The 12,572-nt window shown below is 47.7% G+C and carries 11 protein-coding genes; 7 read left to right on the top strand and 4 right to left on the bottom strand.

Annotated features, from left to right (window positions below; all coding sequences use genetic code 11):
* Positions 1–4,587 (top strand): translocation/assembly module TamB domain-containing protein, encoded by a 4,587-nt coding sequence (locus QUF61_RS05610; RefSeq protein ID WP_289680877.1) that lies wholly within the window; start codon positions 1–3, stop codon positions 4,585–4,587.
* Between the two features lie 96 nt (positions 4,588–4,683).
* Complete coding sequence (locus QUF61_RS05615) at positions 4,684–5,457, top strand: oxygen-binding di-iron domain-containing protein (protein ID WP_103919902.1); 774 nt, start codon at positions 4,684–4,686, stop codon at positions 5,455–5,457.
* A 92-nt stretch (positions 5,458–5,549) separates the two neighbouring features.
* Here QUF61_RS05615 and QUF61_RS05620 read toward each other — a convergent pair whose 3' ends face one another.
* Positions 5,550–6,506 (bottom strand): nSTAND1 domain-containing NTPase, encoded by a 957-nt coding sequence (locus QUF61_RS05620; protein WP_289680879.1) that lies wholly within the window; start codon positions 6,504–6,506, stop codon positions 5,550–5,552.
* Between the two features lie 327 nt (positions 6,507–6,833).
* Here QUF61_RS05620 and QUF61_RS05625 point away from each other — a divergent pair, with 327 nt between their 5' ends.
* Together QUF61_RS05625 and QUF61_RS05630 are read left to right on the top strand one after the other, a co-directional pair.
* Entirely contained in the window at positions 6,834–7,235 is a 402-nt protein-coding gene (locus tag QUF61_RS05625; protein WP_103919900.1) for a secondary thiamine-phosphate synthase enzyme YjbQ, read from the top strand.
* Complete coding sequence (locus QUF61_RS05630; protein WP_289680880.1) at positions 7,235–8,209, top strand: hypothetical protein; 975 nt, start codon at positions 7,235–7,237, stop codon at positions 8,207–8,209. The genes QUF61_RS05625 and QUF61_RS05630 overlap by 1 nt, the downstream gene beginning before the upstream one ends.
* Here QUF61_RS05630 and thiS read toward each other — a convergent pair.
* A complete protein-coding gene (gene thiS / locus QUF61_RS05635; RefSeq protein WP_289680881.1) occupies positions 8,206–8,409 on the bottom strand; it encodes a sulfur carrier protein ThiS in 204 nt (67 codons plus the stop codon). The two genes, QUF61_RS05630 and thiS, sit on opposite strands and share 4 nt — an antisense overlap.
* A gap of 156 nt (positions 8,410–8,565) precedes the next feature.
* Between thiS and mutM the strand changes: the two genes are divergently transcribed.
* Positions 8,566–9,399 (top strand): bifunctional DNA-formamidopyrimidine glycosylase/DNA-(apurinic or apyrimidinic site) lyase, encoded by an 834-nt coding sequence (gene mutM / locus QUF61_RS05640; RefSeq protein ID WP_289680882.1) that lies wholly within the window; start codon positions 8,566–8,568, stop codon positions 9,397–9,399.
* Between the two features lie 43 nt (positions 9,400–9,442).
* Here the strand turns inward: mutM and QUF61_RS05645 are convergent, their stop codons facing one another.
* Both QUF61_RS05645 and QUF61_RS05650 read right to left on the bottom strand, forming a co-directional pair.
* Positions 9,443–10,120: a response regulator transcription factor gene (locus tag QUF61_RS05645; RefSeq protein ID WP_103919897.1), complete on the bottom strand. Its 678-nt coding sequence runs from the start codon at positions 10,118–10,120 to the stop codon at positions 9,443–9,445.
* 56 nt (positions 10,121–10,176) lie between these two features.
* Positions 10,177–10,317, bottom strand: a complete 141-nt coding sequence (locus QUF61_RS05650; protein ID WP_177428404.1) for a hypothetical protein — start codon at positions 10,315–10,317, stop codon at positions 10,177–10,179.
* Between the two features lie 35 nt (positions 10,318–10,352).
* On the opposite strand from QUF61_RS05650, the gene QUF61_RS05655 reads away from it, so the two are divergent.
* Together QUF61_RS05655 and thyA are read left to right on the top strand one after the other, a co-directional pair.
* Entirely contained in the window at positions 10,353–11,372 is a 1,020-nt protein-coding gene (locus QUF61_RS05655; RefSeq protein WP_103919896.1) for a CDP-6-deoxy-delta-3,4-glucoseen reductase, read from the top strand.
* A gap of 239 nt (positions 11,373–11,611) precedes the next feature.
* On the top strand, positions 11,612–12,406 hold the full coding sequence (gene thyA / locus QUF61_RS05660) for a thymidylate synthase (RefSeq protein ID WP_289680884.1): 795 nt from the start codon (positions 11,612–11,614) through the stop codon (positions 12,404–12,406).
* Positions 12,407–12,572 lie beyond the last annotated feature (166 nt).

Consider the following 12,572-nt stretch of genomic DNA (forward strand, 5'->3'; position numbering starts at 1 on the left):
ATGCGAAAAAGCCTGCGTAATGCTTTGCTGGCGTTATTAATTATTATATGTCTGTTGGCAGCGGGTTTGTTCTGGCTGACGGGGACAACATCCGGCCTGCACTGGACAATGCAGCAGGCACAGCACTGGGTGCCTGGGGAATTGCATATCCGGGAAACCCACGGCCAGAGCCTCAGCCAGTTTCAACTGTCGGGTCTGTCTTATCAGCAGGATGATTTATCTGTTGCACTGGAACAACTGACTTTAGCGTTTAATGTCGAGGTCTCAGCCGATACTGCCTGGTTGCCGCGTTTACGTATCCGTAAATTGCTGGCAAAACAGCTTGATTTACACCTGCCGCCCGGACAAGCTGAAACCAGCCAACCTGCTTTAGAAAAAATTCCTGCCATTGAACTAAAGTTACCTTTTTCCGTGATTTTAGAGCAGGCACAATTACGCGAAGCCAAAATTTATCAATCCCAGCCAGCCAAACAACAAACGACTACAGCAACGCAGTTGCTGGCACATATCCAGCAGGCGGATTTACAAGCACAATTAACCGATAGTCTGGAGATTCAACAATTTTCCTGTACTCTGGAAAAACGCCCAGCCGCCCTCAAAAACACCCAATTAAGCTTACAGGCAAAACTGGGCTTGCAAAAACCCAACCCTTTGACGCTTAAGGCAAACTGGTCAACGCAATGGCAACAAGCGGCAAAGCCGTTGCCGCTTGCCGGTCAAGTGCATATCAGTGGTGATTTTTTAAAATTAAAGTTGCAACATGTCTTAAAACAACCACAATCGTTAGATTTACAAATAGAAGCCCACAATTTATATGAAAAACCACAATGGTCAGCCACACTCAATGGGCAGTCTTTAAGTTGGCCTGTTGAACCAGCCGTTGAACCAATAGAAGCCACAGCTTTTGCGCTGGGCGCGCTGCAACTACAAGCTGAAGGGGACTTAAAAACCTATCAATTTCAGCTTAATACAGAACAACTGCAAACGACAGCTTTAAGCCAGTTAAAACTGCCGCCCCTGGATGCAATGCTAAAAGCTGCGGGGAATCTGCAATCCATTCATATCCAAAAGCTGGAAATCCCTTATTTACAAGGCTTGTTACAGGCACAGGGGGATATTCACTGGGCAGAAAAACTGCGGGCTAATCTGCAAATAGAAACCCAACAACTGAACCTGCAAGCCTTGTGGGCCGACTGGCCGCAAACCCTGTCACTTAATAGCCGGGTGCAGGCACAGTTTGAAAATAATCAACTGCATTTGCAGCATTTACAACTAAATTTACCCCGATTAGATGACATTGGCTTAGACAGCACTGCGCCCATTGCCCAATTACAAGGCACAGGTGTTGTTGATCTCAATCAGGAACCCATCACGCTACAGACGCAACTGGATTGGCAGCACTTGCAATGGCCGCTGACGGGTGTCGCGCAAGTACAAAGCCCACAAGGCAGCGCCCAGCTACAAGGCTCACCGGTAGACTGGCAATGGCAATTGGCAACACAAGTACAAGGCGGGAAAATTCCTCCCGGCAACTGGTCTGCCAAGGGACGCGGCAATAGCAAACAAGTCAGTATAAGCAGTTTGCAAGGTGATTTATTACAAGGTCAGATGCAGGCAACGGGACAGGCACAGTGGGCACCTGCGCTACAGGCGCAATTACAGCTTAAGCTTAAATCGCTACGCCCCGGCTCTTATCTGGCAGAAAATTTTGCCGAGATTGCCGCGCAACTGCCGCCAGAGCAACAAATAAACGCGCAGCTTGAGCTGAATTATCTGCAACAACAGCTTAAAATCAAACAACTGCAACTGCACCTGCCAGCCGTTAGCAAACAAAACAAAGACAGCCGCTTGAGCTTGCAGGCCCATGCCGATTTCACTGAAGGTTTTGAACTATCGGCATTGCCTGTCAGCAGCCGGATTCAGTGGTCGGATTTACGCTATCCGCTGCACAATAAGGCGCAGTTTGCCAGTGCTGAAGGACAAATTCAGCTATCCGGTAAAACCAATGACTGGCAGTTACAGGGTAACTGGGATTTTAAGGGTGAAAACCTGCCAACCAGTCAATGGAACATTCAAGGACAAGGCGATTTACAACAGGCAAAACTGCAACGCCTGCAAGCCAAATTACTGGGTGGTAGTACAGCCCTGGCAGGGCAGGTGGCGTGGTTGCCGCAACCAAGCTGGAAACTTAAACTACACGCTAAAAACATCAATCCCGGTCAACAATGGTCGCAATGGCCCGGCAAGCTTAAATTAAAGCTGGACAGCCAGGGTCAAATCCACAATGGCCTGGTTAAATATCAAGCCAAATTACAACAATTAGCCGGTAAACTGCGCGGGCAAAAACTGACTATGCAGGGCAAAACCCAGGGTCAGGGCAAAACACTGCAAAGCCAGCTTAAACTGAACATCGGCAACAGCCAACTCAAACTGGTAGCAAAGCTGGGCAAGCAATTACAAGCCGATTGGCAGTTACAAGCCCCGGATTTAAGTCGTTTATTGCCACAGGCGCAAGGTACATTCAAAGCTGATGGAAAACTCAGTGGCAGCGGTACAAAATGGTTGATGCAAGCCAAAGCGCAGGGTGAAAATCTGGGATTTGAGCAGTTCCAACTGGAAAATATCAATCTGGCACTGGATTTCAAAAAAAACCGTTTATTGCTGGATCTGGCAGCCAACAATTTACGCCAGGGCAGCCAAACCCTGCTGGATGCGCTTAAAGTCAAACTCACCGGCAAACCCGAAAAACACCAACTAACACTAAATGCGCTGGCCCCGAACAAGCAACTGGCATTAAAACTTAACGGTAAGCTGGATAAACAGTGGCAGCAATGGCAGGGTGCATTAAACACCCTGCAAGCCCAGGCAGCGCCCTGGGGGCAATGGGACTTGCAAAAGCCGGTGGTAGTAAAAGCCAGCCTTAAAAAAATCTATATGGATAAGCTGTGTCTGGCACAAAATCAGTGGTCGGATGACAAATCTGCCATTTGCGCCCAACTGAACTGGCAACAACAAAAGGGCAGTGATGTAAATATCCATCTTGCGCAAGTGCCTTTGCAACTGATACAGCCGATTATACCTGCTGACAGTCAGGTGCAGGGCAAGCTGGATGGCAAGCTACAAGTGCGTTTAAACCCGCAGGGGCGCTTACACACACAAGCTTTGCTGAGTATGTCGCCTGGAAAAATCCGCGCCATTTTGGCGGATGAATGGCGAACATTTGATTTTAAAGGCGGTGATGTGCGCCTAAATACCGATGCCCAGGGCATACACGGCAAGGTTGATCTGGTGCTGATTCCCGGCAGCCATATTCAAGGCGAAATGCACCTGCCCGGTGCAAAAATAGCATTACCACTGGCAGAAAATCAGGCACTGCAAGGGCAGTTAAATATGCTGTTCAGTGATTTACGTCTGATTCCGGGTTTGGTGCCTGCTTTAGAAGAAATTGAAGGCCGTATCCGTCTGGAAAGCAAGATTTCCGGCACCATCGCTAGCCCCAAACTCAGCGGTCAGCTCAATGTTGCTGATGTCAATACACACATTCCACAACTGGGACTAAAGCTGGAACAACTGCATCTGGTGTTATGGTCGGATCAGGAAAACCAGATTCAACTGGCTGCCGGGATGCAATCCGGTGATGGCGAGGTTCACGCAGTGGGTAAAGGCACTTTAACCAGCCTGGATGATTGGTTAATGGCGGTTGAGATTAAAGGTGACGGGCTTAAGGTGATTGATACCCCGGATATTCAGGGCTATGCCTCGCCTGACTTGAAATTCCGGATGGAACCGGGGAAACTGGAACTGAGCGGCACGCTGGAAATTCCCAAGGCGGAAATTACCCCGAATCTGGTCATTGGCGAATCCAGCAACCACCCCCAGGCGGTGGCCTATTCTGAAGACGTACAGATTATTGAACAGCAAATGCCCGTCAAGCAAACCAAAAAAGCCGATAAATGGCAGTCGCATATTAATGTTTTAATTAAACTGGGAAATGAGATTAATCTGGATGTGGTCGGTTTTCAAAGTCAACTGGGTGGCGCGGTGCAGATTTTCCAAAATCCACAGCAGGCAGGCTTGCTGCGTGGCAACGGCGCTTTATATATCACCAAAGGTATTTACCGCGCTTACGGACAGGATTTAGCGATTCGTCAGGGGCTGGTGATTTTTGCCGATGGCCCGGTGGATAATCCCGCGCTGGACATCAAAGCCGAGCGTACCATCCGCAAAGATCAAAACAGTCCACCCGTCACCAAAGCCGGAGTGCATATCACCGGTACGGTGAAAACTCCAAAAATCGGCCTGTTTTCCGAGCCGATGGTGGAAGATGGGCAAATCCTGTCCTATCTGCTGACAGGCTCAGCGTTTAATTCCGGGGCTGAACAACGGGCGCTGTCACTGGGAGCCTATATCACCCGTGATTTTTACGCCGGTTTTTCTTTTAACTTGTTTGGCAGTAATAAAATTTCCGTTGAAGATGCCAGCAAGGTGTTTAATTTGCGTTATGATATTAATGAAAAGTGGGGTGTGGAAGCGACCGTAGGCGATAAAGACAGTGGCGTGGATTTATCTTACACACTGGGACGATGATGCTAAAATAATATGAGTTCAACCTAAGCTTCTTGCAACCGTTGCACGGTTGAAAACCGCTTTCGTCTCACGCTCAGTTTTAAAAATGGAGTATTTATGCCTGTTGAGTTTTATAACGAAGGGCAGCACCTGTGTGTTGGTTTTTATGATTTAGTTGAAGGTGATGGCGTGCAGGCAAATCAGTTTCTGATTATTAATGAGCAGCATTCTGTATTACTGGATCCCGGTGGAGATTTAACCTTTCATGGCCTTTATACCGGTTCTTACCGTTATATGATGGGCAAAGAGCTGGAATATGTCGTCGGCTCGCATCAAGACCCGGATATCCTCTCTTCGCTGAACCAATGGTTATTAGGCAGCAAATGTAAAATCGTTGTACCCAAACTCTGGGCGCATTTTATTCCGCATTTTGCACCAAAAGCCAATGTCAAAGATCGTCTGATTGAAATCCCCGATCAAGGGATGCGTATTGACATGGGCAGCGGTCACTCACTTTATGCCCTGCCCGCGCATTTTCTGCACTCCGAAGGTAACTTCCAGTTTTATGACCCATTGTCTAAAATCCTGTTTTCAGGCGACTTGGGCGCTTCCCTTGTGGAAACGGATGTGGATAAACCAGTCGAGAATTTTGAATTACACCTTAGCAGCATGGAAGCCTTTCATCAGCGTTATATGAGTGGACAAAAAGCCGGGCAATTGTGGGCTAACATGGTCAGGGAACTGGATATTGAATGGATAGTGCCGCAACATGGTCGCCCGTTTCACGGCAAAGAGATGGTGGATAAGTTTATTCAATGGGTGGAAGATACCCCCTGCGGTTTGGATTTAATGACCCAGGACCATTATAAGGTTCCCGATATCTTATTATAGGCGCTGCTATGCTACACAGCGCCTATCATGACTATAAAATTATCTGCTTCGCGTGGGAACGAGGGAATTGAGCACCTTTAAACCGTAAACTGCTAAGCATCCGCTACCCGTCGCTGATACAACTCCGCCGCCAGTTTCTGCACCTGACGCGGATTCCCCCCGCTTTGCTGCCAAATCGCCGTCATTTCCCCGGCGCTGAAGGCCACCCCGCTATCCACCAGACGGCTTTCCAGAAAGGCACGGATTTCCATCTCAGAAAATGGCGGCAATTCCAAAGTATGACAAACCCCCGCCAGCGGCGAGCTTTCCTTTGGGTTGTCGGGAAACAAACTGCCCAGTGAGCTGCGGCTGGCAATCAGCAGGGTGAGCGGGGCATTGCTACCATCGGCAAGACTGCGTAAATGATCCCGCGCCATGCGGCTGAACTGGGTCGCGCACAGGCATTCGATTTCATCCAGACACAACACAAATGGCTGCTGCATGGCTTGCTGCTGTAAGGCGCGGGTCAGTTTGTATCCGCTGAGTTCCTGCGGCAGGCCGGTTTCACAGCATAAGGCACTGAAAAAATCCTCATCATTGTTGATGCCTTGCAAGTTCAGATACACAAAACGCGAGGCTTCCCGTTGCAGTTGCTGTGGGCCAAGATGCCACACTGCTTCCAATAGACTGGATTTGCCACTTTGACTGGGGCCTAGCAGTGAGATATTCATGCCTTTGCGCAGACTCTCAAAGATTTCGTGCTGAATAGCCTGCCGCGTAAAATACAGCGCAGGATCGGTAATACGCCCAATGTCGCCAAATGGGTTGTGACTATTTTGCAAAACAGCCGTGGGGGCTTGTTCAGGAATAAAATCTGCAATAACCGTCAGCAGCTTTTCCAGACTATTTTGTTGTATGGCGTAGTTGATAAGGTTGATTGCTTGTTGGGCCTGGGTGCCGGGATGCTGGTATTCGGTCGGCATTTCAAAGCGGAATACCACGGTGTCAAACTGACCGGGTAACAGGCAATTGAGTTTATCCAGGGCTTGCAGGTGCAGCGCTTTGCTCATAATATGGGTTCTAGGTCGCTATTTGTTGTTAGTTTTTCAGTATAAACTGAAACGATGCACATTAAAATCAACATCAATATAGAGGCGCGTAGCATGTAGGTTGCATAAGCGCAGCGCCATGCGACATTTATGACTTAGGAGTGAGAATTTTATAACTTCAGCAACCTGGCTGGTCTTTTTCTCCATTTTCTACGTTGTGAAAACAGTTACATAGCTTGCTATGCGCCTGTTTTCACGCCTTGAAAATGAATAAAAATCCTGCGCCCAGTTTCTGTATTTATTTTATCCTCACTCCTTACCAAGAAACCAGAGAGATAATATTTTTCCATGATTAAACACCTTCGTATTACCACTGGGCATAAAGGTTTTTATGACATCACCTCACAGCTTGCGCATACCGTGCAGGAAGCTGCTGTGGATGAGGCCTTATGCACTGTATTTATTCAACACACTTCCGCCAGCCTGCTGATTCAGGAAAATGCTGATCCTGCCGTGCGCCATGACTTGGAAAACTGGTTTGATCGGCTGGTGCCGCGTAATGATCCATTGTACACCCACACCAACGAAGGCCCGGATGATATGCCGGGACACATTCGCAGTGCTTTGACTGCCAGCAATCTGTCTATTCCCGTGCAAAAAGGGCGTTTGCTGCTGGGCACCTGGCAGAGCATTTACCTGTGGGAGCACCGGGATCACAGCGGGCAACGTTCGGTGGTGGTGCATCTGTAATGTCACAACTGCATTTATATCTTCCCTCGTCCTTAAAAGACAGTGAAGCCTTTCCCCCGGCCTTGCAGGCATTTTTTCGTTATGCCGGAAAACAGCACTGGCAGACAAAAGCCCTGGAGCCGCATGAAGCGCCGGATCAGGAAACTGGTTTGTTTCAATTGTTTGGGGTTGGGAAACACAGCCAACAATATCCGATTGCAGCTATCACCGCTTTAATTGATTTCCCACAGCAGGTAGAAAATCAAAATAAAATCTGGATGCGCGCCGATCCCGTGCATTTACGCGCTGACAGACGTTTTTTACATATATTTGATGCACGTTTTCTGGCTATTCAAGCCGAAGAAGCACAAAGCTGGCTTGCGCAACTCAATGATTTTTATGTACAAGAAAATCTGCTGTTCAGTGCGCCAGTGCCGGAGCGCTGGTATGTGCCGCTGGACAGTACAGCCGATTTAGTGACATTTCGACTGGCGCAGGTGGCTGGCGATGCCATTCACGATAAGATGCCGCAAGGCGCAGCGGGTAGCGTATGGCGGCGGCGCATGAATGAAATCCAGATGTTATTACATGATCATCCCTGTAATACGCAACGCGCCCAAAACCAGCAACAGGCAATGAACAGTCTATGGTTCTGGGGACAAGGCGCGTTAGCCGATGTCAGCGCGCCAGCGGAACCCTTGTGGCAACAGGTCTGGGCTGATGATGCGCTGAGCCGGGGGCTGGCGCAACTCAGCCGCAGCCCGTGTCAGCCATTGCCGGAAAAGCTGGATGCTGCTTTGCTTACAGAGCAAAAGCACTTGTTTATCTTAGCCAATCAAAGCCTGGAAGCCCTGGCTGATAACTGGATAGCCCCGGCAATGGCGGCTTTGCGGCAAAAACATGTATCACAGATATATGTTTATCCCGGATTTGGCTCACGTTTTTCATTAACACGCTGGGATTTAAGGTGCTTCTGGCGCAAACGCACAATTTAACCCCCGCCAATCGCCCGTACAATTTCCACCTGATCGCCTGCGCTAAACCGGGTTTCTGCAAACTGGCTGCGCGGCACGATGTCTTGATTTAACTCTACTGCAATGCGCTGATCTTCCATTGCCAGAGCAGCCAATAACTCACTGACATTATAGGTTTCCGGTATTTGCCGGGACTCACCATTAACTTGTATTTCTATCATAATTGATGTGCTATAAATAAAAGGATGTTGGTTAATTAATTTTGAATAAATGCATGGTAACGTAACGCTTTATCGAAGCCAAGAAGAATACACTTTGAATAAAACGCCATATTCAGGCAAAGTGTCAAACCACTCACATTTGCAGCGTGTCAGAAAATGCCAGAATTACCCGAAGTTGAAACCATACGCAGTGGCATCACGCCTCACATACAAAGCCGGACAATCACGCAGCTTATCGTGCGTGAATCGCGCCTGCGCTGGGCGGTTGATAGTAATTTACCCCTGTTATTACAAGATTTGGAAGTATGGCAGGTCAGGCGGCGTGGAAAATATCTGCTGTTAGATTGTTTGCATCCGCAACAGGCTGGGCGTGATGGTTGTTTGTTGATACATTTGGGCATGTCCGGTAATTTGCGTATTCTGCCAAAGCAAACACCCGTGCAAAAACATGATCATATTGATATTGTGTTTGATAATGGTTCTTGCCTGCGTTATCACGATCCCCGCCGTTTTGGTTGTATGCTGTGGACAACAACACCGGCACAACATGATTTATTAAAAAACCTGGGGCCGGAGCCATTGTCTGCTGAATTTACTGCGGAATATCTGTATGCCAGGAGCCGCAAACGTAACTGTGCGATTAAATCCTTGATTATGGACAGTCATATTGTGGTGGGGGTGGGGAATATTTATGCCAGTGAGAGTTTGTTTCAGGCAAAAATTCACCCTAAACGCGCAGCGGGTAAGATTGCTTTCAGGCGTTATGAAAGCTTGGTGCAGCACATAAAAAACACCCTGCAAGCCGCGATTAAACAAGGCGGCACCACCTTAAAGGATTTTGTCAATGAAACCGGGAAACCGGGTTATTTCAGTTTGTCTTTGCAGGTGTATGGGCGTAAGGGCAAAGCCTGTCCGGTGTGCGGCACCGCCATTAAAGAAATCAAGCTGGGGCAGCGAAGCACTTGTTATTGTCCGGCTTGCCAGCATTGAGATCTGTGGGAAAAATAAAACAAGCCTCAAAACCTCACCCCATTTACTTGAGCATATACCCCGCGCCGCGCACGGTATGCAATAAAGGTTTGGGAAACTCCTTATCAATTTTCCGGCGCAGACGGCTGATGTGCACGTCAATGACATTGGTTTGTGGGTCGAAATGATAATCCCAGACATTTTCCAGCAGCATGGTACGGCTGACCACCTGACCGGCATGGCGCATGAGGTATTCCAGCAGGCGAAATTCCCTGGGTTGTAAGTCAATTTTCTGCTCAGCGCGAGTGACAACCCGTGCCAGACAGTCCATTTTTAGATCAACCACTTGTAAATGGGTTTCATTTAGCCCATTTGTCGGTCGGCGTAATAAGGCTTCAATACGTGCCAACAATTCACTAAATGCAAAAGGTTTGGTAAGATAATCGTCACCACCAGCACGTAAGCCACTAACGCGGTCTTCAACTTCCCCTAAGGCGCTTAAAAACAGAATCGGGGTGCGATTACCGGATTCGCGCAGCTTTTCCACGATGGATAAGCCATCAATGCCGGGTAACATGCGATCAATAATCATTAGATCACAATTTCCTGCATTTGCCAGACGCAGACCATCACGACCATTGGCAGCGCTTTCGACTTCATAATCTTGTTCTTGCAGGCGCTGATGGAGATAGGTACGGACTTCAGTATCGTCTTCTATCAATAAGATTGCGGTTGAGTTCATGATGCTGGGAAAATCCTGTTAATAAAAAAACAAGTTGAATATATAAGCAAACAGACTTATTTACTGATGTCACGCAAAAGCTTCTTCGCGGGTTTTGAAGGTTTAAAATGCGAAAAAACCACTTTTGCTCCACGCTGGCTTTCATTTCCACCTTGGCAAACTTTATTTTGCACTAAAAAACGGCGGTTGCGTAACATCAGTTAATCATTTTACAACATAATGGAATAAAATCATGTCGTGTCAGATTCATATTCGTCCCAGTGAGCATACTTTTTCGGCAGAAACGGATGAAACCCTGCTGGATGCCGCATTGCGGGAAGGTCACAGTTTTTCTTATGGTTGCCGTAATGGTGCTTGTGGAAAATGCACCGGCAAGGTGCTGGATGGACAGTTTCATTATGCGCGTGAACGTGATGAACTGGGGGCTTTGCCACGCATTGATGAAGCCGGTGGTGAAATTTTGTTATGTCAGGCTGTTGCCGACACGGATTTAACCCTGGAAGTGCAGGAAGTTGAAACCACCAAAGAAATTGAAATTCAGACCCTGCCATGCCGGGTGGTCAAACATGAACAACTGGCGCATGATGTCATCTTATTGGGCGTCAAAATACCTGAAAATAAACGTTTGCAGTTTATGGCCGGACAATATGTGGACTTTCTGCTCAAAGACGGACGCCGCCGCAGTTTTTCTCTGGCTAACGCGCCGCATGATGATGAGATGCTGGAATTTCATATCCGTCATGTTGCAGGTGGTATCTTTACCGATCACGTTTTTCAGGACATGCAGGAAAAAGAAATGCTGCGCCTGGAAGGGCCGCTGGGCAGCTTTTTTGTACGTGAAGACTCTGAGCGCCCCATCATCATGGTGGCTGGCGGTACTGGCTTTGCACCCTTAAAAGGTATTATCGAGCATTTATTGTACGTTGGTCTGACACGCTCCATCGAAATTTACTGGGGTGCGCGCAGCCTGCGTGATTTGTACGCAGATAACACTGCTAAACAATGGGCTGAACAAAACGATTTAATTCGTTATATTCCAGTTTTATCGGAACCACTGGCGGAAGACAACTGGCGTGGGCGCACGGGTTTTGTCCATGAAGCAGTGCAAACCGATCACAGTGATTTAAGTGGACATGATGTGTATGCCTGTGGGCCACCGGTGATGACCAATGCCGCAGCGGAAGCTTTTGTTGCTCAGGGGCTGCCAAAAGCGCATTTTTATTCAGATGCGTTTGAGTTTTCTAAAGACTAACACAGTTGGGTTCTACTTAGGAACGAGGATTTTATAATTCCCGAAACCAAGCTGGCCTTTTTCTCCATTTTCTGCGTTATAAAAACAGTTACATAGCTTGCTATGCGCCTGTTTTCATGCCTTGAAAATGAACAAAAATCCTGCGCCCGGTTTCGGTTCTTATTTCATCCTCGTTCCTTACAGGCTTGTTAGCTGCCAAAGATAACACAGCTCGGTAGGACGCATAAACGAGTTACGATATGAAACAATACCACGATTTGATGCAAACCATCCTGGAGCAGGGCGTAGAGCGAGGTGATCGTACCGGCACTGGCACGCTGTCGATTTTTGGGCATCAGATGCGCTTTGATTTAGCCGCAGGATTTCCGCTGCTCACCACCAAAAAACTACATTTACGCTCTATCATTTATGAATTATTGTGGTTTCTCAATGGCGATACCAATATCCGCTATCTACAGGAAAACAAGGTTTCTATCTGGGATGAATGGGCGGATGAAAATGGGAATTTAGGCCCGGTTTATGGCTATCAATGGCGTTCATGGCCCACCCCCGATGGTGGTCATATCGACCAGATCAGCAATGTCTTAAACCAGTTAAAAAATAATCCTTACAGCCGCCGTCATCTGGTGGTGGCTTATAATCCGGGATTTGTTGATAACATGGCGCTGCCGCCCTGCCATGCATTGTTCCAGTTTTATGTGGCTAATGGTCGCTTATCCTGCCAATTATACCAGCGCAGTTGTGATGTCTTTTTAGGACTGCCGTTTAATATCGCATCTTATGCTTTATTAACGCATATGATGGCGCAGCAATGTGACCTGGAAGTTGGTGAGTTTATCTGGACGGGCGGCGATACCCATCTGTATCTCAATCATCTGCAACAGGCAAAGCTGCAACTCAGTCGTGCGCCTTACCCCCTGCCAAAGCTTGAAATCAAACGTAAGCCGGATTCACTGTTTAACTATGCGTTTGAAGACTTTGTGATACAGGATTATCAGGCGCACCCGCATATTAAAGCGGCAGTTTCTGTTTAGGAGTGAGGATAAAATAAATACAGAAACTGGGCGCAGGATTTTTATTCATTTTCAAGGCGTGAAAACAGGCGCATAGCAAGCTATGTAACTGTTTTCACAACGCAGAAAATGGAGAAAAAGACCAGCCAAGTTGCTGAAGTTATAAAATTCTCACTCCTTAATCAAT

Source organism: Candidatus Venteria ishoeyi, assembly GCF_030378065.1.
In the GTDB taxonomy this organism is placed as follows: domain Bacteria; phylum Pseudomonadota; class Gammaproteobacteria; order Beggiatoales; family Beggiatoaceae; genus Venteria; species Venteria ishoeyi.

Bases quoted from the DNA above. Each gene is read 5' to 3' on its own strand.
- QUF61_RS05610 (WP_289680877.1), top strand. From the start codon at position 1: ATGCGAAAAAGCCTGCGTAATGCTTTGCTGGCGTTATTAATTATTATA.
- QUF61_RS05615 (WP_103919902.1), top strand. From the start codon at position 4,684: ATGCCTGTTGAGTTTTATAACGAAGGGCAGCACCTGTGTGTTGGTTTT.
- QUF61_RS05620 (WP_289680879.1), bottom strand. From the start codon at position 6,506: ATGAGCAAAGCGCTGCACCTGCAAGCCCTGGATAAACTCAATTGCCTG.
- QUF61_RS05625 (WP_103919900.1), top strand. From the start codon at position 6,834: ATGATTAAACACCTTCGTATTACCACTGGGCATAAAGGTTTTTATGAC.
- QUF61_RS05630 (WP_289680880.1), top strand. From the start codon at position 7,235: ATGTCACAACTGCATTTATATCTTCCCTCGTCCTTAAAAGACAGTGAA.
- thiS (WP_289680881.1), bottom strand. From the start codon at position 8,409: ATGATAGAAATACAAGTTAATGGTGAGTCCCGGCAAATACCGGAAACC.
- mutM (WP_289680882.1), top strand. From the start codon at position 8,566: ATGCCAGAATTACCCGAAGTTGAAACCATACGCAGTGGCATCACGCCT.
- QUF61_RS05645 (WP_103919897.1), bottom strand. From the start codon at position 10,120: ATGAACTCAACCGCAATCTTATTGATAGAAGACGATACTGAAGTCCGT.
- QUF61_RS05650 (WP_177428404.1), bottom strand. From the start codon at position 10,317: ATGTTACGCAACCGCCGTTTTTTAGTGCAAAATAAAGTTTGCCAAGGT.
- QUF61_RS05655 (WP_103919896.1), top strand. From the start codon at position 10,353: ATGTCGTGTCAGATTCATATTCGTCCCAGTGAGCATACTTTTTCGGCA.
- thyA (WP_289680884.1), top strand. From the start codon at position 11,612: ATGAAACAATACCACGATTTGATGCAAACCATCCTGGAGCAGGGCGTA.